19 protein-coding genes and 3 tRNA genes (1 of these 22 cut by a window edge) are annotated in these 19,189 nt (G+C 60.5%); 15 read left to right on the top strand and 7 right to left on the bottom strand.

Annotated features, from left to right (window positions below):
• The 5 genes from JMJ97_RS06300 to typA form a co-directional block, all read left to right on the top strand.
• A tRNA-Ile gene (locus JMJ97_RS06300) sits at positions 1 to 27 on the top strand; it begins 150 nt to the left of the window's first position.
• 159 nt (positions 28 to 186) lie between these two features.
• The gene (locus JMJ97_RS06295; RefSeq protein WP_260699561.1) at positions 187 to 687 is read left to right on the top strand and encodes a bifunctional nuclease family protein; all 501 of its coding nucleotides are present in this window, start codon (positions 187 to 189) and stop codon (positions 685 to 687) included.
• On the top strand, positions 688 to 1,077 hold the full coding sequence (locus tag JMJ97_RS06290) for a hypothetical protein (RefSeq protein WP_260699560.1): 390 nt from the start codon (positions 688 to 690) through the stop codon (positions 1,075 to 1,077). It abuts the gene before it with no gap.
• A 30-nt stretch (positions 1,078 to 1,107) separates the two neighbouring features.
• Positions 1,108 to 1,557 (top strand): hypothetical protein, encoded by a 450-nt coding sequence (locus JMJ97_RS06285; RefSeq protein WP_089572580.1) that lies wholly within the window; start codon positions 1,108 to 1,110, stop codon positions 1,555 to 1,557.
• A gap of 117 nt (positions 1,558 to 1,674) precedes the next feature.
• Positions 1,675 to 3,513 carry a translational GTPase TypA gene (gene typA / locus JMJ97_RS06280; protein WP_055287536.1) on the top strand — a complete coding sequence of 613 codons (1,839 nt, stop codon included), beginning with the start codon at positions 1,675 to 1,677 and terminating at the stop codon, positions 3,511 to 3,513.
• A 128-nt stretch (positions 3,514 to 3,641) separates the two neighbouring features.
• On the opposite strand, the gene JMJ97_RS06275 is transcribed toward typA, so the two are convergent.
• The 5 genes from JMJ97_RS06275 to JMJ97_RS06255 form a co-directional block, all read right to left on the bottom strand.
• Positions 3,642 to 4,787, bottom strand: coding sequence for a bactofilin family protein (locus tag JMJ97_RS06275; protein ID WP_260699558.1), 1,146 nt, complete (start codon positions 4,785 to 4,787; stop codon positions 3,642 to 3,644).
• A 107-nt stretch (positions 4,788 to 4,894) separates the two neighbouring features.
• Positions 4,895 to 5,584 (bottom strand): trimeric intracellular cation channel family protein, encoded by a 690-nt coding sequence (locus JMJ97_RS06270; RefSeq protein ID WP_260699557.1) that lies wholly within the window; start codon positions 5,582 to 5,584, stop codon positions 4,895 to 4,897.
• A 204-nt stretch (positions 5,585 to 5,788) separates the two neighbouring features.
• The gene (locus JMJ97_RS06265) at positions 5,789 to 6,796 is read right to left on the bottom strand and encodes an endonuclease domain-containing protein (RefSeq protein WP_260699555.1); all 1,008 of its coding nucleotides are present in this window, start codon (positions 6,794 to 6,796) and stop codon (positions 5,789 to 5,791) included.
• 415 nt (positions 6,797 to 7,211) lie between these two features.
• Positions 7,212 to 7,302: transfer RNA gene (locus tag JMJ97_RS06260), tRNA-Ser, on the bottom strand.
• Positions 7,303 to 7,350: 48 nt separating this feature from the next.
• Positions 7,351 to 7,441 (bottom strand) — tRNA-Ser (locus JMJ97_RS06255).
• A gap of 504 nt (positions 7,442 to 7,945) precedes the next feature.
• Here JMJ97_RS06255 and rpsF point away from each other — a divergent pair.
• From rpsF to JMJ97_RS06205, 10 genes are all read left to right on the top strand, one after another.
• The gene (rpsF, locus tag JMJ97_RS06250; protein WP_006235831.1) at positions 7,946 to 8,239 is read left to right on the top strand and encodes a 30S ribosomal protein S6; all 294 of its coding nucleotides are present in this window, start codon (positions 7,946 to 7,948) and stop codon (positions 8,237 to 8,239) included.
• Positions 8,240 to 8,287: 48 nt separating this feature from the next.
• On the top strand, positions 8,288 to 8,740 hold the full coding sequence (locus JMJ97_RS06245) for a single-stranded DNA-binding protein (RefSeq protein WP_006235830.1): 453 nt from the start codon (positions 8,288 to 8,290) through the stop codon (positions 8,738 to 8,740).
• Between the two features lie 71 nt (positions 8,741 to 8,811).
• Entirely contained in the window at positions 8,812 to 9,078 is a 267-nt protein-coding gene (rpsR, locus tag JMJ97_RS06240; protein ID WP_006235829.1) for a 30S ribosomal protein S18, read from the top strand.
• Between the two features lie 15 nt (positions 9,079 to 9,093).
• On the top strand, positions 9,094 to 9,633 hold the full coding sequence (gene rplI, locus JMJ97_RS06235; RefSeq protein WP_022094073.1) for a 50S ribosomal protein L9: 540 nt from the start codon (positions 9,094 to 9,096) through the stop codon (positions 9,631 to 9,633).
• A gap of 219 nt (positions 9,634 to 9,852) precedes the next feature.
• On the top strand, positions 9,853 to 11,250 hold the full coding sequence (dnaB, locus tag JMJ97_RS06230) for a replicative DNA helicase (protein ID WP_006235827.1): 1,398 nt from the start codon (positions 9,853 to 9,855) through the stop codon (positions 11,248 to 11,250).
• A 93-nt stretch (positions 11,251 to 11,343) separates the two neighbouring features.
• Positions 11,344 to 12,630, top strand: a complete 1,287-nt coding sequence (locus tag JMJ97_RS06225) for an adenylosuccinate synthase (protein WP_260699551.1) — start codon at positions 11,344 to 11,346, stop codon at positions 12,628 to 12,630.
• Positions 12,631 to 12,748: 118 nt separating this feature from the next.
• On the top strand, positions 12,749 to 14,053 hold the full coding sequence (purD, locus tag JMJ97_RS06220; RefSeq protein WP_161160905.1) for a phosphoribosylamine--glycine ligase: 1,305 nt from the start codon (positions 12,749 to 12,751) through the stop codon (positions 14,051 to 14,053).
• A gap of 21 nt (positions 14,054 to 14,074) precedes the next feature.
• The gene (locus tag JMJ97_RS06215; protein ID WP_260699550.1) at positions 14,075 to 14,770 is read left to right on the top strand and encodes an NUDIX domain-containing protein; all 696 of its coding nucleotides are present in this window, start codon (positions 14,075 to 14,077) and stop codon (positions 14,768 to 14,770) included.
• 82 nt (positions 14,771 to 14,852) lie between these two features.
• Complete coding sequence (locus JMJ97_RS06210; RefSeq protein ID WP_260699549.1) at positions 14,853 to 16,622, top strand: ABC transporter ATP-binding protein; 1,770 nt, start codon at positions 14,853 to 14,855, stop codon at positions 16,620 to 16,622.
• Positions 16,623 to 16,641: 19 nt separating this feature from the next.
• Positions 16,642 to 17,601 carry a hypothetical protein gene (locus JMJ97_RS06205; RefSeq protein WP_260699548.1) on the top strand — a complete coding sequence of 320 codons (960 nt, stop codon included), beginning with the start codon at positions 16,642 to 16,644 and terminating at the stop codon, positions 17,599 to 17,601.
• Between the two features lie 105 nt (positions 17,602 to 17,706).
• On the opposite strand, the gene JMJ97_RS06200 is transcribed toward JMJ97_RS06205, so the two are convergent.
• Together JMJ97_RS06200 and JMJ97_RS06195 are read right to left on the bottom strand one after the other, a co-directional pair.
• Entirely contained in the window at positions 17,707 to 17,904 is a 198-nt protein-coding gene (locus tag JMJ97_RS06200) for a type II toxin-antitoxin system RelB/DinJ family antitoxin (RefSeq protein WP_217750366.1), read from the bottom strand.
• 46 nt (positions 17,905 to 17,950) lie between these two features.
• Entirely contained in the window at positions 17,951 to 19,006 is a 1,056-nt protein-coding gene (locus tag JMJ97_RS06195; protein WP_260699547.1) for an IS1595 family transposase, read from the bottom strand.
• Positions 19,007 to 19,189 lie beyond the last annotated feature (183 nt).

The raw sequence follows: 19,189 nt of genomic DNA, 5'->3' as shown, positions 1-19,189 counted from the left end.
CAAGTTCGAATCTTGTCAGGTCCACCATCAAAACTGTGAAGAGCCCTGGGGCGTTGCCTCGGGGCTTTTTTCTTGTCTGCGATAAATCTCATTTTGGTTTTGTGTGCTGTGCGAAAGATTGGGTAGTATAGCTATTCAATGCGGTGGAGCTGCCGCGTGTTAACCGCTACGTACCGGAGGTGTTCCATGGTTCGTGTCGACATAGAGACCATCGTCATGGCCGCCGGTCCCGTGCCATCGCTTATCGTGCTTCGCGAGCGCTGCAGCAAATCGGACTCGCCCGCGCCACTGCGTTCCCTTTCCATTCAGACTGGTTCGTTTGAAGCTGCTGCCATCAGCCGCGGCATCGATAGCGGTCGCACCGAGCGCCCGATTACCCATGACCTGTTGCTCGATACTGTTGGTGCCCTGGGTGCCAAGCTCGAACGCATCGAAATCGTTCGCGCCGAGCCGCCCGTGTTTTACGCGACGGTTGTCGTGTTGGCCGATGGCAACGAGCATAAGATCGATGCGCGTCCGAGCGACGCCATCGCCCTCGCCGTACGCAGTAATGCCCCCATGTTCGTTGAAGACGACATCATGAATCGCCTGGGCACCGTTTCTGCCCATGCCGAGGAAGTCGACGACGAGCAAGAGTTCGAGAAGTTCGACGAGTTCGTCCATACGCTCTCCCCCGATGACTTCTAAATGCGGGGCGTCCAGGCTGCGGAGCGTTCGCTGATGGCCGGCGGTATGTCGGCTGAGGCGGTGGCCATTGCGCGCGAGGCCCAGATGCGCTCGGAGGCTTCTGAGGCGGCTCGCATTGCCTATGTGACGCAGGCCCGCACGCTTCGCGAACGCCGCGGCTCGTTTATCAAGATGGTTGTCGTCTCCGCCCTTGTCGCGGCAATCTGTTCGCGCCTTCGTGGTACAGTTGGTGCGCTTGGGTTTTCGATCTCTACGGGCCTTATGATCTGGGGCGTGGTCGATGCGGTCATGCTGACCAGTCAGATCAAGGTACTCGACAAGCGCGCGATGGATATGATGCGCGCCCGCGACGCTGCCGCTAAGATCGCTGCTGAGGCACAAGAACTGTAACGACGCCAGACTCGATGGGAAGGTCTAAAGATGGCACAGGATATGCAGGACGCCGGTAACGTCTCCGCCGAGCTCGACGCCATGGTGTGCGATCTGATCGGCGCGTTCTTGGACGACCTTGCCGCCGGTGAAAACCCTGGCGTGGTCGTGGCAATTGAGGACGCCGCTTCCAACCGTTATCTGGCGGCGCTCGACGAGGACGGCGAAGAGGCGTGCCTCGAGGCGGCCACCAACTTTATCTCCGAGCACAAGATGGGTCTTAAGGACGAGGGCCTGGGCCGTATCGCTCGCTATGCCATCGGCTACACCGGCTGCGTCGAGATTGACGGCGGCTATCACGATGCTCTGCTCGTGAGCTTCTTCGAAACCACGCTCGAGAGCGGTTTTTCGGCATATGTGCTGTATGAGGGCATGGGCGCCGGCGATGGTTTTATGTGGAGCGACCCTGAACCTGCAGGTGAGGAAACCCCTCTCATCTAAAATCGCTAAAATAAACGAGTTTTCGGTAAAAGGCTCAATATTCCCGCCGAGCGTTGCATTGCTGGGTGGGTCGCATACGCGTGCCGGTTGTATATAGATAGAAGATAGGGGAACTACATGCGCGTAGACAATCTGAGGAACATCGCCATCATCGCTCACGTCGACCACGGCAAGACGACGATGGTCGACAAGCTCCTGCGTGCCACGGACGCCTTCCGTGCCAACCAGCAGGTCGAGGACCGCGTCCTGGATTCCAACGACCAGGAGCGCGAGCGCGGCATTACGATTCTCGCCAAGAACATCTCTATCGAGTACAAGGACGTCAAGATCAACGTCATCGACACCCCGGGCCACGCCGACTTTGGCGGCGAGGTCGAGCGCGTGCTGCGTATGGCCGACGGCGCCCTGCTGCTGGTCGACGCCTTTGAGGGCCCCATGCCCCAGACCCGCTTCGTGCTGCGTCACGCTATCGACACCGGCCTTAAGATCATGATCGTCATCAACAAGATCGACCGTCCGGGCGCCAACCCCGAGAAGGCCTACAACGACTGCCTGGACCTCATGGCCGACCTGGGCGCCACCGACGACCAGCTTGAGTTCGCCATGGAGCACGTGGTCTACGCCAGCGCCATGAACGGCTTTGCCCGTCTTGACCCCAACGACGGCAACATGGACATGTACCCGCTGCTCGATATGATTATCGACGACATGCCCGCGCCCGAGGTTGACGAGAACGCCCCGCTGGCCATGCAGTGCGTGACCATCGACCACTCCAACTTCGTCGGCCGCATCGGTATCGGCCGCGTGTACTCTGGCGCCATCCACCAGGGCGACCAGATCCTGGTTGTCAAGAACGACGGCTCCAGCGCTACCGCCACCGTCAAGCAGCTCTTTACCTTCGACTACCTGGGCCGTACCGAGTGCCAGGAAGTCGGCGCCGGCGACATCGCCGCTGTCGTGGGTATCGACCGCACCGATATCGGCGATGTCTACACCGATCCCGAGAACCCTGTCGAGCTCGAGCCCATCGAGATCGACCCGCCGACCCTGTCCATCGTCTTTGAGGCTTCGACCTCCCCGCTTGTCGGCCGCGACGGCGACATCGTGGGCGCCCGTCAGCTCAAGGAGCGCCTGTTCAACGAGGCCGAGAACAACGTGACCATGAAGATCGAGGAGCTCGAGGACAAGAGCGGCGTCGAGGTCTCGGGCCGCGGCATTCTGCACCTGTCCGTTCTGATGGAGTCCATGCGCCGCGAGGGCTTTGAGTTCCAGGTCGGCCGTCCCCGCGTTCTGTTTAAGAAGGACGAGAACGGCAACAAGATGGAGCCTGTCGAGCAGGCCGTCGTTGAGTGCCCGGACGAGTACTCGGGCAAGGTCGTTGAGGTCTTCGGTACCTCCGGTGGCATCATGACGAGCATGGATACCTCGGGTATCGTGACGCACCTCGAGTTTAAGATCCCGACCCGCGGCATCATGGGCCTTAAGAACCGCATCATGAACGTCACCCACGGCGAGGGCGTGTTCTACCACACCTTCCTGGAGTACGGTCCCTACGCCGGCGAGATCGGCAACCGTCAGAACGGCGCAATGATCTCCATGACCACCGAGAAGGCCGTTGCCTATGCTCTGGGTACGCTGCAGGAGCGCGGCCAGCTTTTTGTTGAGCCGGGCACCGAGTGCTACGAGGGCATGATCGTGGGCGAGCGCAGCAAGGCTGGCGACATGGTCGTCAACATCGCCCGTACCAAGAACCTGGGCAACCAGCGTTCCTCGACCTCCGATATCTCCGTTCAGCTGGTGCCGCCCCGCACCTTCTCGCTGGAGGAGGCGCTGGAGTACATCGCCGACGACGAGCTGGTTGAGATTACCCCCAAGAACATCCGCCTGCGCAAGCGCCTGCTCAACGCCACCGACCGCAAGAAGGCCGCCGTCCGCGCCGGCCAGGTCAACAAATAAGCGCTGGACTTTATAGCGTCTAACAAGAAAGGGCGTCGACCGTAATGGTCGGCGCCCTTTTTGTGCATAGGGACTGAGCTGGTCTGCACCACCACAAAGGTGCCTGGTCCCTTTGTGGTGGTTGGTGGCTAAGCGGTGGGGAGTCCTGGCGTGTTAGCCGGCTGCTGCGGCTTGAGGCGGGCGTTTCGCCAGATGATCTGGATAACGTAGCCGAGCATAAAGACAAAGGCCACGCCGCTGATGAAGTCACCTACGAGGGGAAGCCCCGTGAGGGCGCCTGCGATTATGCCGCCCACGGCTGCCATGGCGTAGCGGTTCTGGTTGTGTCCGACCATGCGGGCGAGCGCGCACCCCGAAAAGGCACTCGACACCAATGCGATGCCGATAACGCCGCACAAGAGGGTTCCAGCAAGCGACAGACCAGCGATAGAGATAATCAGCAGTAGGACGGCGGGGGCGATAGCAATCGTGCCCAGAAGACCGCTCACCCACAGGGGCATGGGGCGCTGGTGGAGCATGCCGGCGGCGCCGGCGGTCGCGCGCGGAAAGACGAGCTCGAGAAGCAGAGCGACAAAGCAGGTCGAGAGTGCCGCGGCGACGATACCGCCGATGACATCGTTAACGGTGGAAGTATCCTCGTTCTCGGTGCGGTCGATCTTGAGCGCGCCGACCTCGGCTCCCGCGGCGCGCTCGGGGTCCTCGGAGACGTGCGCGTTCACGGTGCCGGTGATGTGGGCGTTTTTGCCCAGGATGAGTTTGTCGGCCCAAACCTCAACATCGCCCTCGACGGTGCCATCGATAGTCACCGTATCGCCCGCAAGCGCTGCCGACTTGGTGGAGCCGCGCAGGGCAACCGTTTCGCCTATCGCATAGAAACAGTTGGCGGTGCTGCCGGAATTGAGCACGACATGCTGGCCGGCAACGGTCGCACTGCCATCAACCGTAGTCTTGGCAATGTCGATGGTGCGCGCCGCCAAGCGGACGGCGCCGCCCACCGTGCAGTCGCGGATCGAGAGAGTATCGCCCGCGGCGATGATATCGCGGTCGATGGACGTATCGTCCAAGTTGAGGGCCTGACCTGCCCAGTACAGGTCACCTTCGACGCCGGACGGATTGGCGTCATTGTCGGTCGCAAGTACGTTGCCTGCGGTGTCCGTGCCGGCGAACGATGCCGTGGGAAGCGCGGTGATCGCCAGCGCGATGAGCGCGAATGCCATAAGCAGGCAGCGACGCATCTTGTGTGACGGCGCCGCCGCGGTTTGATTGAAAGCCATGGTTAATCCTTTTGTTAGGTGTTTGGCATATACCTAACAGGGTACCCAACGCGCGGGCGCTCTAAAAGAACCTCTCGGTTGCATTTCGAAGGATGGGCCCGCGCCACCTATTTTTTGCGGTGCAAAAAGCGTGCGATGTCTTCCTCGGTGGGGCTTTTAATGTCAAAGCGCAGCGAGAGCCAGCGCAGACCCATGGTCACGACAACGCATACGACCAGCGCGGCGACATTGCTCATGATGCCGCTCATAACGAGACACACATAGCTTGTCGATCCGGCGATGGCGGCGATGGCATAAAAGTTAGTACGTTGGAAAATGCCCGGAACCACGCCCATAAAGCCGTCGCGCAACATGCCGCCGCCCACCGCGGTAAAAAAGCCCATCATGATGCACACCGCCGGTGCAAAGCCGTAGACCAGCGCCTTGTCCGCTCCGGTGGCGGCATAGATGCCGACCGAGATGATGTCGAGCAGGGGAATGAGTTTTTCGGGTTTGTCGACGATTGCCGGGAAAATGTAGATGATGGCTGCCGTGGCAATGGAAAGCGGCAGCGCCATTGGCTGGTTGAGGATGTAGACGTTGCCCACCTGCAACGTCATGTCGCGCAAGAGACCGCCGCCCAGACCGCAGACCACCGCGAGCGCGACCGCGCCCACCAGGTCGAGCTTGTGCTCGCGCGCAACCAGTACACCCGAGATCGATGCAGCGACGACGGCGAACATCTCGAGCCAAAACGGAATAGCGACCATGGCATCCGAGGCATGTGAGGTAATGGTTACGGCAGCGACGACGGGCAAGATGGGGTCCTTTGGGTTGCGGGTTTAGACAATGCCCGTACATAGTACATGTTCGGCGCCGATTGCGATCCTATTGCTCGGCAAACGGTCGGGACTGGATGCGGGCGTAGGCATCAAACGTGTACATCAGCCTCCAAAGATGTCAAAAAATGTCGGTTTTGGAGGGTGATGTACATGTTTTGGTTGGGGCGTGCTGGGATGACGCTACTCGGAAGGCGCGTCTTCGCCCTGCGCGCTCTTCCAGTTGCGGATAAGTGCCTTGCGCAGTTCGTTCTGCTTTCGCTGGTACTCGGCGTCCGTGCAGCGGGGCATACCGAGTGCTTCGCGAATGCTGTTAATGGCGCGATGAAAGGCAAGTTGACTTGCGAACTGTGCCGAGGTGAGCGCAACGATTCGATATCCCATTTGGGCGAGCACGGCCTCTCGCTCCGCGTCCGCTCCCTTGCGCTCGGTCTCATCGTGAAAGCCGCCCTTATATTCGATGCCGAGTTCTCTGCGCTGATAAGTAACAAGAGCGTCGATTTTGAGCGTTCGGGCTTTTGCGCAATGCCAGAGACGCTGAGGGATTTCGAGCGGTTTGTTGAGTTCGATACCTCGGATACCAACGCCGCCTTCGCTTGTTGGGAGCGAGAGGGCGATGGAAGATGCGGTCTCCATGGGCGAGGCTGAGTGGTCGTAGATGTGTCTGAGCGCGAGTCTGGCGCGTGTGGCGCCGGGTTTGCCAGGGTGCCGATCGAGTAGCTCGACAATTTCGTCCTTGGAGGTGGTGGTTGGTTGCTCAGTGTAAGGGTCAGAGGGATTGAGCCCCATGCGATAGTCGCCGCAAACTTCGTAACCATACTCGAGGTATTCGATCCTATCCATCCACTCGGCAGCGAGCACGACGGTGAAGGCTTCGTCGGTGATAAAGATGCCGGGCGTAAGCTCGTCAATATGGTCGTAGGGTAGGTTTTGGCCGAGAACGTGGCAAGTGACACCGTTGGTGCGAATTCGCTCGAAAGCAAATACTACGGAGATGTCGATAGTCTTGAGCATGGTGGACGGAATGCCGCAGTCGGTAAGTGCCTGCCGAATGCGCGCGATGCGTTGCTGGGTAGAGAGGCCCCGCACGCCTATCTGGTAGTCGCGTTGTGCGACGGCTTGAACCAGGTTTCGCGGTGCATGATGGACGAGCCACGCCGTTTTATGCGAAATGAGAACAGGAGTATCCATTTGGGGACCTCTCGCTTCGAGCTGACACCAAACTCTTATGTCCGTTGAGGTGGGGAAATATACCGGATGCGAACAAATCGACTCATGCTTGGTGCGCGTCATACGCAAACATGTACATCACACTCCAAAAACGACATTTTTTGACATCTTTGGAGGGTGGTGTACATGTTTGAGATATGGGCTGGGATCGACCACGATGGGGGTGTGGTCGAATAGGAGGGATGTCCAAATTTTGAGCTTTGCTCAAAATTTATCCGGTCGGCTTACGCCGACCGCGCTGCGCTAAAAACGCGCCGCTGGCGCGTTTTCTTTACGCTCCGCGCCCTGGCGGGTTCGAATCCCTCCTCCGCCGTATTTGCTTGTTAGGGACTCAAAACAAAAAAGCTCCCATTCCCGGGAGCTTTCTCAATCTAAATGGCGGAGGAGGAGGGATTCGAACCCTCGTGACCTTATACAGGCCAAACGGTTTTCGAGACCGCCGCATTCAACCACTCTGCCACCCCTCCGCGTGGGGTAAAAACAAAGCAGGCTCGAAGGCCTGCTTTGGAATTAACTGGCGGAGAGTCAGGGATTTGAACCCTGGAGACGCTTTTGACGCCTACACGATTTCCAATCGTGCTCCTTCGGCCACTCGGACAACTCTCCGTTAAATGCGAAAGTCAGTATACACGAGGAATCGCAAAGTGCAAACAGAAAAGTTGGCATTTTTTAAAACGCTTGGCCGCGCTTGGCGTTGCAGTGGGGTTTGAGGTGCCAAAAAACGGCTTCCGACCAGCGTGGTTGATCAACTCAATTGTTCAAAAGGAGTATTCATAAGCGACTTGGCAATGAATTTAAAAATCTTTGGGTGGTGCTGTGGACCACTGGTATGCATTTTGCGACCACAGCCTTGTGCCCGTTGACCTGCGGCTTGGCTCAGCTTGTCCCCACGGCACCGTATCTTGTCCACAGATCTGTCAAGCTTTTGGTCGGCATTTGGTTGGAATGCGCATGAAACGTGGTGCGAGTATGGGCATATGTGGAGGTCATGAGGTTGTAGCTGCATATTCTTGCGGCTTGGGAGGTTGAAAGATATTATTACCAAGTCTTTTCCTGCTTCAGGCGCACCTTCACGACCTGAAGCCACATTTGCCCAGAGGAGGTGACAATATGAAGGCTTATGAACTGCTGTTCTTTGTTGACCCGTCGCTCGACCCCGAGACTCGTCTCGCTGTTATGAAGCGTATCGATACCACGATCGCTGAGGGCGCTGGCAAGGTCGACTCCGTTGACGAGTGGGGCAAGCGCAAGCTCGCCTACGAGATCAACGACCTCACCGATGGTGACTACACCCTCATCAACTTCCACGCAGATCCTACCCAGATCGCCGAGCTTGATCGCGTCCTGCGCATCACCGACGCTGTGGTCCGCCACATGATCGTCCGTCGCGACGACCAGGAGTAAGACTGTCGTTTTGGACTGGGCTTGTGCCCCAAGAGGAAGTAGTGAGTTATGAGCATCAATCGAGTGAACATCACCGGTAACCTCACCCGCGATCCCGAGCTGCGCGCCACCGCCGGCGGAACCCAGGTTCTGTCCTTTGGCGTCGCCGTGAACGATCGTCGCCGCAACGCGCAGACTGGCGAGTGGGAGGACTATCCCAACTTTGTCGACTGCACCATGTTCGGCACCCGCGCCGAGGCCGTGAGCCGTTTCCTGGCAAAGGGAAACAAGGTCGCGATCGAGGGCAAGCTGCGCTACAGCTCTTGGGAGCGCGACGGCCAGCGCCGGAGCAAGCTTGAGGTCATCGTCGATGAGATCGAGTTTATGAGCTCCCGTGGTGGCCAGGGTGGCTACGATCAGGGCGGTTACGCCCCCGCAGCTCCCGCGCCCGCAGCACGTCCTGCCGCACCGGTGGCCACGCCGCCCGCGGTCGACGTCTACGATGAGGACATCCCGTTCTAAGGGTGTTCACCTATTTTTGAGTGAGAGGCGGCTTCGGTTCGCCGAAGTTGCCAAATGAAAGGTATTTTGACATGGCTAATGATTTTTCTGCACGTCAGCCGCGTCGTAAGTACTGCCAGTTCTGCAAGGAGAACACTGAGTTCATCGACTATAAGGACACTCAGCTTCTCCGTAAGTACATGACCGACCGTGGCAAGATCAAGCCCCGTCGCGTCACTGGCGCTTGCACGCAGCATCAGCATGACATCGCCAACGCCATCAAGCGCGCCCGCGAGATGGCTCTCCTGCCGTACACCGTCCCCGTGGTTTCCTCTCGTGGCAACCGCGACCGCGGCTAAGAAGGGAGACGCATCATGAAGGTTATTCTTCTCGATGAGATCAAGGGCAAGGGCGGCGAGGGTGACGTCGTAGAGGTCGCTCAGGGTTACGCTGAGAACTTCCTGTTCCCCAAGAAGCTCGCTGTTGCCGCCACCAAGGGCAACCTCAAGCAGCTTGACGAGCGTCGCAACAACATCGCCAAGCGCGAGGCCGTCCGTCTGGCTACCGCCAACGAGACCAAGGCTGCCTTCGAGGGCAAGACGGTCACCGTTGACGTCAAGGTCGGCGACGAGGGCATCCTCTTTGGCTCCGTTACCGCCGCTATGATCGCTGACGCCATCAAGGCTCAGCTCGGTATGGACATCGACCGCAAGCGCGTCGAGCTCGGTAAGCCCATCAAGGTTGCCGGTGCCCACACCGTTGCCATCTCGCTGTACCGCGAGATCAAGGCCGAGGTTGTCGTTCTCGTCGGCGTTACCGCCGAGGAGCTCGCTGCCGAGGCTGAGGTCGAGGAGGCCGCTGAGGTCGCCGAGGCCGAGACCGCCGAGGTCGAGACTGAGGCTGCTGCCGAGTAGCATTTGCTGCAACGCAACAATCTTGTTCTAAGAAGGGCGCTCTGGGAAGCCAGGGCGCCCTTTTTGCTTTTTAGCGCGATGCGAGCGCCATAGGGGGCGTTGCGGTGAGGTCTATTCGTGGGACCGTTCATCCGTTTGGTTCGGTGATGATTGGCGGCGCGCGGCGCGTTTTGGGACCGTGGCTGATACTATGGATGCTCGCAAGCGATATGAATGAGGATGCTCATGGCATATGACGATAGGGAGACCGGGCTGACGGTCGAGGACCGCGGCTCAAAGTTGGGTCTTCCCCAAAACCAAGATGCAGAGGCCAATGTACTGGCCGCTATGCTGCTATCGCCCGAGGTGGTCGAAGAGGCCCAGGTCGAGCTGCAGCCTGATGACTTCTACCGGCCCATTCATAAGACCATCTATACCGCGATGGTCGATATGTACAACAGCCGCATTCCCATCGACTCCATCTCGCTGATCGATTACCTGAGAAGCATCAACAAGCTCGATGCCGTGGGCGGCGAAGCGTACATTTTGGAGTTGATGGGTCAGACCTTGTCGCTCGTCAACTGGCAGCACCATGCCGCCATCGTTCGCCGCGATTCGATGCTGCGTGAGCTGATCGGCGCCACCAACGAGATCAACGCGCTGGCATATAACGCCCCCACCGACACCAAAGAGGTTGTCGAGCTGGCCGAGAGCAAGCTGCTCAAGGTCACGGCACGCGAGGTCAAGTCGAGCTACAAGACGCTGACCGAGTTTATGGTCGAGGCCTATAACGAGGCCGAGGAAGTGTGCCAGGCCGGTGGCCAGGCTGCGGGCGTGCCCACGGGCTTCCCGTCGCTCGACCGCATGCTCATGGGCTTCCGCGAGGGCCAGCTCATCATTATCGGCGCCCGCCCTGCTGTAGGTAAGACATCGTTCGCCCTGAATCTGGCGCTCAACGCTGCCGCCGCCGGTTATACCGTCGGCTTCTTCTCGCTGGAGATGTCGGGCAAGGAAATTGCCCAGCGTCTGATTTGCGCCTACGCCATGATCTCGATCAGTGACTTCCGCATGGGCCGCATTAGCCCCGAGCAGTGGGCCAATATCAACGAGGCCACGCAGACCTTGTCCAAGCTCGATATTCTGATTGACGATACGCCCGGCACCACAGTGACCGAGATTCGCGCCAAGAGTCGCCGTATGCTCCATAACAAGGAGAAGGCAATCATCATCCTGGACTACCTGCAGCTAGTGAGTCCTCCGCCGGGACGCCGCTCCGAGAGCCGTACCGTCGAGGTCTCGGAGATGTCGCGTGGTTTGAAGATCATGGCCAAGGAGCTCAAGATCCCGCTCATCGCGCTGTCGCAGCTCTCGCGTCAGGTCGAATCCCGCACCGGCAAGCGCCCGCAGCTTTCCGACCTTCGTGAATCGGGCTCCATCGAGCAGGACGCCGATATCGTTATGTTCTTGGACCGCTCCGCCGACGAGGCCGAGGCCTCGCGCGACGATCGACCCGACGAGGGCGTCACGCGTATCGTCGTGGCCAAGAACCGTTCGGGCCCGATCGGCGACGTCGACCTGATGTTCCTGCCGGCATCCACCAAGTTCTATGAGCTTGATGGGGCACATGCCGAGGAGTAGGACAGGCGCCCGTTGCACGGGTATACTGGGAATGTTTTGTGCTTCTGCGTGCCGGCGTGGCGCGTAGACAGTCCATGAATGTAAGGAGTAAACATGCCGTCAACCGTTTTGGTCGGTGCCCAGTGGGGCGATGAGGGCAAGGGTAAGATTTGCGACCTAGTCGCCGGCGACTTCGATGCCGTCGTGCGCTACTCGGGCGGCAACAACGCAGGTCACACCATCGTCGTCAACGGCAAGAAGTACGGCCTGCACCAGGTGCCCTCCGGCATCATGTATTCCGACCACGTGTCGGTGATCGGTAACGGCTGCGTCGTCAACCCCAAGGTTGTCCTTGAGGAGATCGATATGTTCGAGGCCGACGACATCACCACCAAGAACCTCAAGATTAGCGGCAACGCGCATGTCATCATGCCGTACCACATCGATCTGGATGGCGCCTTTGAGCAGAAGCTCGGCAAGAAGAACATCGGTACCACCAAGCGCGGCATCGGTCCGTGCTATCAGGACAAGATGGCGCGCATTGGCCTGCGCATGCAGGACATGCTCGACGAGGCGCTGTTCCGCGACAAGCTGGAGACCGCTCTCGCCCGTGTGAACCCCGAGCTCGAGCTCATCTACAACCTGCCCACCTACACCGTGGACCAGATTTGCGACGAGTACCTGCCGATGGCCGAGCGCCTGCGTCCCTACATCACCGAGACGAGCCTGCTGCTCAACAACATGATCGATGAGGGCAAGAACCTGCTGTTTGAGGGCGCCCAGGCGACGCTGCTCGACATCGACCACGGTACCTATCCGTACGTGACGTCTTCCAACTGCACCGCCGGCGGCGCCATCACCGGCTCCGGCGTGGGCATGAAGAACGTCGACCGCGTGCTGGGTGTCATGAAGGCCTATATCACCCGCGTCGGTTCGGGCCCCATGCCCACCGAGCTTTCCTATGAGTCCGAGGCCGGTCACACGCTGACCGAGGAGGGCTATGAGTACGGCGTGACCACCGGTCGCCGTCGTCGTTGCGGCTGGTTCGACGGCCCTATCGCCAACTATGCCTCGCGCGTCAACGGCCTCACCGACATCGCCGTGACCAAGCTCGACGTGCTTTCGGCCTTCGACACCATCAAGGTGTGCGTGGCCTACGACGTCGATGGCGAGCGCTACACCAGCGTGCCCGAGCATCAGGTGCGCTTTGAGCATGCCAAGCCCATCTACGAGGAGCTCCCTGGCTGGAAGTGCGATATCACCGGTTGCCGCAGCTTTGACGAGCTGCCGCAGGAGGCTCAGGACTACGTGGCGTTTATCGAGGATCTGGCACACACCCGCGTGACGTTCATTGGCGTTGGCGCTGGTCGCGAGCAGATCATCAACCGATTCTGGAAGTAATCGGGACTATTTGGTTATTGCGATATACCCCTTTGCAGCCCGGACGGGCGGCCGAGGGGTATATTTGCTTGCAAAGGGCTCGCGCGGAGCGGGCCGTTCATCCATAGAGGAGGCACCCTTGAAGGCGGACACTCAAACCATCGACATCCTGTTGTTGGGCAGCGGCGGCCGTGAGCATGCTTTGGCAGCTAAGCTCGCAGCATCACCGCGCGCCGGCAAGCTCTACATCGCGCCGGGTAACGGCGGCACCGCGAGCTGCGGCGAGAACGTTGTTCTCGACGACTGCGATCCTGCGGCCGTGGCGGCGTTTGCGCAGAGCCACGGATGCGGACTCGTGGTAATTGGCCCCGAGGCTCCGCTCGTGGCGGGCGTGGCCGACGCCGTGCGCGCGGCGGGTATTCCCTGCTTTGGCCCGGGTGCCGAGGGCGCCCAGATGGAGGGCTCCAAGCTGTTCTCCAAGCAGCTCATGGAGCGTGCGGGCATTCCGACGGCAGCCTATGGTTCGTTTACCGACGAGGCTTCGGCTCTCGCCTACGTGCGCGAGCAGGGCGCCCCGCTGGTCGTGAAGGCCGACGGCCTTGCCGCGGGCAAGGGCGTTATCGTGGCGACCGAACTTGAGCAGGCCGAGGAGGCCGTGCGCGAGTGCTTTGGCGGCACCTTTGGCGATGCCGGCAATACCGTGGTCATCGAGGAGATGCTCGTTGGTCCCGAGTGCTCGCTGCTGGCCTTTACCGACGGCAAGACCGTGCGCCCCATGGCCACCTCGCAGGACCACAAGCGTGCACTCGAGGGCGACAAGGGCCCCAACACCGGTGGCATGGGCGTCTACAGCCCGGTGCCCATCGTGACCGATGAGGAGCACGCCACCATGGTGAAGGTCATGGAGCAGACCGTGGCCGAGCTCGCTGCCGAGGGTATCGACTACCGCGGCTGCCTGTACGGCGGCTTTATGCTCACGCCTGCCGGCCCCAAGGTGCTGGAGTTCAATGCCCGCTTTGGCGACCCCGAGACGCAGGTCGTTCTGCCGCGCCTTAAGAACGACCTGGTCGAGGTCATGCTGGCTTGTGCCAACTGCGAGCTCGATCAGATTGAACTCGACTGGCGCGACGAGTGGGCCGTGGCCGTTGTCCTGACGAGCGCGGGCTATCCCGGCAGCTACGAGAAGGGCAAGGTCATCACCGGTATCGCCGATGCCGAGGCCATGGAGAACGTGACCGTGTACCACGCGGGCACTGCCGTGGTGGACGGCCAGCTCGTGACCAATGGTGGCCGCGTGCTTGCCGTGACCGCTCTGGGCGACACGTTCGAGAACGCTCGCAACCTTGCCTACGAGGCCTGCGAGAAGATTGATTTTGAGGGCAAGACCCTGCGTCACGACATCGGTCTGCGCGCGCTGCGCGGCCGCGACGCCTGGGATGCCTAAAATCCGAGAGGAATGAGACGGATGGACGAGAAGAACGAAGAGCTCGTGGACGCGCAGATCGTCGAAGAGGACAGCCGCATGTATGGGCACGCCGAGGGCGAGCCTGGTGGCGAGGTCGCTGACGAGCCGGCACTGGTGCTGGGCGACGACGACCCGCACGATGCCGGGCTGCACGAGAAGATTCTTTCGGAGGAGTGCGCCTGGAAGGGCAAGATCCTCGACGTCCACCGTCTTGAGGTCGAGCTGCCCAACGGTCACCGCAGCGCCCGCGATATCGTTCGCCATCCGGGTGCGGCGGCCGTTGTGGCACTGACCGAGAGCGGCAAGATCGTACTGGTGCGTCAGTACCGCACCGCCATCGACCGCGTGACGGTCGAGATTCCCGCCGGCAAGCTCGACCCGGGCGAGGACCCGCTCGATTGCGCCAAGCGCGAACTGCATGAGGAGACGGGCTTTAGGGCTGGTCGTATTCGCTTTTTGACGTCGATTGTCACGTCCTGCGGTTTTTGCGATGAGATCATCCACATCTACTTGGCTACCAAGCTCGAGTTCGATGCGCCCAACCCCGATGATGACGAGTTTGTCAACGTGGACCTGGTGCCGCTGCACGAGCTGATCGACGCCGTGCTCGACGGCAAGATCGAAGACGCCAAGACCGTCGTAGGCGCCTTGGCCTGCGATAGCATCGCACATAGGTTGGGCGGAGCCGAACTGTAACGAGTGGGGATAGCCCTGGGACAAGTACTACTGATTGCTTTGTCCCAGGGCCTTACGTTGCTGATATTTCTTTGAGGATCACATGCTGAAGAGGTTTCTTTCGTATTACAAGCCCCAGATGGGGCTTTTTGTTGCTGATACTGTTTGTGCTCTGGTGCTTGCCGCCATTGACCTGGCGTTTCCCATTATCCTGCGCAATTTGACCGGTGGGCTGTTTACTCAGGGTCAGGCTGCCATTATGCAGGCGCTCGGCATGATCGCGGTGGGCTTGGTGCTGATGTATGCCGTCCGCTGCGCCTGCCGCTACTTTGTGAGCTATTGGGGTCACGTGATGGGTGCGCGCATGGAGTCCAAAATGCGCGAGGACCTGTTCGACCAGTATGAGCGCTTTAGCTTTGCGTACTTCGACCGCAACAGCTCGGGCGACATGATGAGCCGCGTGGTCAACGACCTGTTCGATATCTGCGAGGCGGCGCACCACGTGCCCGAGTGGGTCATCATCTGCGACATCGAGATTATCGGCTCGTTTGTGATCCTCTTTACCATCGCCCCGGTGCTGGCGCTCGCCATGGCCGTGGTGACGGCGGTGTTTGCGGTCATCATGTTTTGGCAGAACATGCGCATGCGCGAGGTCTTTAGCGACAACCGCAAAAAGATCGGCGGTATTAATGCTCAGCTGCAAGATTCGCTGGCGGGTATGCGCGTGGTCAAGAGTTTTGCGAACGAGGAGGCTGAGCGCTCCAAGTTCCGCGCCTCCAATGACCGCTATCTTTCGTCCAAGGAGAATATGTATCACGCCATGGGCGTCTACACTGCGACGTATGGCCTGCTCTCGGGCGTGTTGTACGTGATCGTGGTGCTGCTGGGTGGTTGGCTGGTGGCGCAAGGCCAACTGCAGGCGGTCGATATGGCGACCTTCGCGCTCTACATTTCACTGTTCTGCACTCCGCTCGAGACGCTCGTCAATTCGGCCGAGACGTATCAGAAGGCCATCGCCGGCTTTAAGCGCATGGACGAGGTGCTTTCGACCGCCCCGGATATCCAGGACAAGCCGGATGCCGCGGACCTGCAGGTGACGGCTGGCGCGGTTGAATATCGCGACGTGTGCTTTAGCTACGAGGACGTTGAGCTCGGCGCAGGCGAAGAAGCTCGCTCCGTGATCGACCATATGAACCTGTCCATCAAGCCCGGACAGACCATTGCCCTGGTTGGCCCCTCGGGCGGTGGCAAGTCCACAACGTGTTCGCTGCTGCCGCGCTTTTATGACGTGGCTGCTGGATCCGTCAGCATCGACGGCCAAGACGTGCGCGACGTGACGCAGCGGAGCCTGCGCCGCGCCATTGGCCTGGTGCAGCAGGATGTCTATCTGTTTGACGGTACGATTGGCGAGAACATCGCTTACGGCAAGCCAGGCGCCACGGCAGAAGAGGTCGCCGAGGCCGCCCGCCGCGCCAATATCGATGCCTTCATTGAGTCGCTGCCGCAGGGCTACGACACGGTCGTGGGCGAGCGCGGCAGCCGTCTTTCGGGCGGCCAGAAGCAGCGCGTAGCCATTGCGCGCGTGTTTCTCAAGAACCCCAAGATTCTGATTCTGGACGAGGCGACGAGCGCCTTGGATAACGAGAGCGAGGAGGCGGTGCAGGAGTCGCTCGAGCGCCTGGCGCGCGGTCGCACCACGATCATCATCGCCCACCGTCTCTCGACCATTAAGCATGCCGACGAGATTGCGACCGTCGAGCATGGTCGCGTTGTGGAACGTGGCACGCACGAGCAGCTTCTCGCCCGTGGCGGCACCTATGCCCGTTACTATCGAATGCAGTTCGAAGGTGCGCGTGCGCACGAGCTCGACTGATTGATATGACAGGAAGTATATGGCTGAGAAGAACCCTTTGACTCCGGAAGAAGTGACGGAGTTATTCTCCGAGATCGACGCATCCGGCGTTTTGGATCCGACGCTTGCCAAAAAGCGCACCGAGCGCATGCGCGAAAAAGAGGCAGCGGCCAAGCGCGGCGACAAGGCGGTGCTGGCGCAGCTTCGCAGCGAAGATCGCGCAAGCCAGACAAAACAGATCGACCCGCTGTCCGAGGACGACCCTTCGGGCTCGCAGGTGAGCCATACCATTACGAAGACCGCTATGGCTGTGGTCATCGGCATCCTTGTACTGATCGTGGGCATGCAGATTGGCTACGGCGTGATGCGCCGCCTGAACACTGCCAACCTGTCCGAGAGTGTTTCGGTGGATACCGTTTCCACGGCACTGAAGGGCGGCCTTGAGTGGGGTAACGGCTTTACGCAGTTCCCGCTCGACTTTACCGTCGACGAGGCGGACGAACGTACGGGCACGGTCGAGGTAACGGTGTTGGACACGTCGCCTGCCAACGAGCTCGAGCTGCTGTCCAACGGGCAGATCCAGGCCGCGGCGCTTGCGACCAACGCGCTGCTCAACGATAAGATCGACCGCGTGGTGTACAACGTGCATGCCTATATCGATGAGGACAGCAACATCCAGCATGATTCCTTCTTTGGCATGTTCCCCGCGAGGGGTCATCAGAGCGCCATTCTGACGTTCGTGTGGACCAAGAGCTCATCGACCGCTACGAACATCGACTGGAAGATGCATATCGTGAGCATGGACGACACGATTGCCGAGCGCATTCAAAAGCAGGTGAACTCGGTGTCGTCGCTGATTGAGGATCCGTCGGTGAGCCAGACCAAGATTGACGAGGAAAAGGCCGAACGTGACCTGGAGCATCGTCTGCATGGCCGCGAGATCTTCCGCGGTGGCAAGCCCGACCGCACGCCGTCCGATCTGCTGGAGCAGGACAAATAAGACGCCATCATCCCGCGTGAGCCAAATGCCCGCGCGGGATGATTTTTCTGGGACGGGGATTAAAAAAGGCTCTGTTAGACCAGGATTGACATGCCGACCTGCCGGCTAACTCGCCGTCTCCCCGTCGGGCGCCGGCGTCTTGACCCTCATCTCGAACGGCATCCCGCCCTCCCGGACGAGCGCCCTGAGGAACGCGTTGACGGCGGTGGACATGGACAGGCCGAGCTCGTCCAGGATGGCCGTGGCCTCCTTCTTGACCTCCGGGTCGATGCGGATCGTCGTGGCCGGTATGTTCGACGGCATGGCCTCACCCCTCCTCGTGTATCGCGGTGCGACCATTCTACCGCCTCTATGCGGCGGGCGCGGCCCAGTAGTCCATGTAGGGCGGCTCCACGTTGAACATGTCGCGGACGCGGCTCCTGCAGACGCCGTGCGCGAGCTGCCGCGCGACCGTGCGCCCGGCGGCGCCGGAATCGGTCGCCATGAAGGTTCGGCACCACCTGAACCAGGCGAGGTAGGCATCGAGGTGCTTCGTCGACACGCCCTTGAACGGCTCCATGAAGGCGCCGAGGAGCGAGTGGACGGTGTTGATCCGGTTGATGGTTCCCCCGGAGCGGTCCTTGGGGTCGTAGGCCGCGTGCGCGGCGACCTCGAGTTCCGCGAGGACATTGACGTAGACGGCCGCCCTGTCGGTCGCGACGACCGAGCCGGCCGCGATACGGCCCCTCAGCGCGTCCATGGCGCGCTCCCTCGAAAGGGCGCCCCGCCCCGTGACCTCGAGGAACGTCTCGTTCGAGTCGTTCACGCCGGTCATGACGCAGATCCGCTCGCGCGACAGCCCGCGCCTGTGCACCTGCTTGCCGCGGTGCCGGGAGGGGCGCGGCATCGTGAACGACCCCTTCGCGTGGTTGCCCTTGAACGACTCGGGGAAGTAGGTCTCGTCGAGCTCGCAGCCGCAGCCCCGCTCGACCCTGAACGAGGGGGAGTAGGCCGAGAGGCACTCGATCAGCCTGTGGCGCATGGTGTAGGCGGTCTTGAGGCAGACGCGGCAGCGCCTCGCGCACTCGCGCAGGGGCAGCATGAGCACGAAGCACTCGGCGTAGGCCATCCAGGTCTCCTTCGGGAGCCTGCTCGTCCCCAGGATGCGCTCGCTGCCCATGCCGAAGGTCCTGCCGCAGCCCCGGCAGAGGTAGCGCTGCTCGCCGTTCTTCGATTTGCCCTTCTTCACGACCGCGGCGGACCCGCAGCGCGGGCAGCGTTCGATTTCGTAGGCGGAGCCGGCCGCGTCGTCGAACGCCGCCGCGCGGATCACGTCCCTGACGGACTCGATAGCGCGGCGGCGCTCGGTCTTGCTGAGGTCCGCCATGCCCTTCTTGAAGTTGAGGACCAGGTCTTCGGCGTTCATGCTGCCCCCATCATCGCGGTCTACGGGGTCAACGATATGGCACCGTGGGGACACATGTATGTCAATCCTGGTCTAACAGAGCCTTAAAAAATCATTCTGAGAACGGAGCCTTGTCGCTGAGTAGTCAATTTGGGACGTGTCTCTATAGTTTTGTCAACCGCGTGCTTCGCGCCATTTCGGCAT

The sequence above is a fragment of the Collinsella aerofaciens genome (assembly GCF_025289055.1).
Taxonomy (GTDB): Bacteria; Actinomycetota; Coriobacteriia; order Coriobacteriales; family Coriobacteriaceae; genus Collinsella.
This window is presented reverse-complemented; position numbering and strand designations above follow the sequence as displayed.

What these genes read in the sequence shown, in the direction of transcription:
- JMJ97_RS06195 (WP_260699547.1), bottom strand. Translation starts at nt 19,006, where the DNA reads ATGAACGCCGAAGACCTGGTCCTCAACTTCAAGAAGGGCATGGCGGAC.
- JMJ97_RS06285 (WP_089572580.1), top strand. Translation starts at nt 1,108, where the DNA reads ATGGCACAGGATATGCAGGACGCCGGTAACGTCTCCGCCGAGCTCGAC.
- JMJ97_RS06210 (WP_260699549.1), top strand. Translation starts at nt 14,853, where the DNA reads ATGCTGAAGAGGTTTCTTTCGTATTACAAGCCCCAGATGGGGCTTTTT.
- rpsF (WP_006235831.1), top strand. Translation starts at nt 7,946, where the DNA reads ATGAAGGCTTATGAACTGCTGTTCTTTGTTGACCCGTCGCTCGACCCC.
- JMJ97_RS06295 (WP_260699561.1), top strand. Translation starts at nt 187, where the DNA reads ATGGTTCGTGTCGACATAGAGACCATCGTCATGGCCGCCGGTCCCGTG.
- dnaB (WP_006235827.1), top strand. Translation starts at nt 9,853, where the DNA reads ATGCTCATGGCATATGACGATAGGGAGACCGGGCTGACGGTCGAGGAC.
- JMJ97_RS06225 (WP_260699551.1), top strand. Translation starts at nt 11,344, where the DNA reads ATGCCGTCAACCGTTTTGGTCGGTGCCCAGTGGGGCGATGAGGGCAAG.
- rplI (WP_022094073.1), top strand. Translation starts at nt 9,094, where the DNA reads ATGAAGGTTATTCTTCTCGATGAGATCAAGGGCAAGGGCGGCGAGGGT.
- JMJ97_RS06275 (WP_260699558.1), bottom strand. Translation starts at nt 4,787, where the DNA reads ATGGCTTTCAATCAAACCGCGGCGGCGCCGTCACACAAGATGCGTCGC.
- JMJ97_RS06245 (WP_006235830.1), top strand. Translation starts at nt 8,288, where the DNA reads ATGAGCATCAATCGAGTGAACATCACCGGTAACCTCACCCGCGATCCC.
- typA (WP_055287536.1), top strand. Translation starts at nt 1,675, where the DNA reads ATGCGCGTAGACAATCTGAGGAACATCGCCATCATCGCTCACGTCGAC.
- JMJ97_RS06215 (WP_260699550.1), top strand. Translation starts at nt 14,075, where the DNA reads ATGGACGAGAAGAACGAAGAGCTCGTGGACGCGCAGATCGTCGAAGAG.
- JMJ97_RS06205 (WP_260699548.1), top strand. Translation starts at nt 16,642, where the DNA reads ATGGCTGAGAAGAACCCTTTGACTCCGGAAGAAGTGACGGAGTTATTC.
- rpsR (WP_006235829.1), top strand. Translation starts at nt 8,812, where the DNA reads ATGGCTAATGATTTTTCTGCACGTCAGCCGCGTCGTAAGTACTGCCAG.
- JMJ97_RS06200 (WP_217750366.1), bottom strand. Translation starts at nt 17,904, where the DNA reads ATGCCGTCGAACATACCGGCCACGACGATCCGCATCGACCCGGAGGTC.
- JMJ97_RS06290 (WP_260699560.1), top strand. Translation starts at nt 688, where the DNA reads ATGCGGGGCGTCCAGGCTGCGGAGCGTTCGCTGATGGCCGGCGGTATG.
- JMJ97_RS06265 (WP_260699555.1), bottom strand. Translation starts at nt 6,796, where the DNA reads ATGGATACTCCTGTTCTCATTTCGCATAAAACGGCGTGGCTCGTCCAT.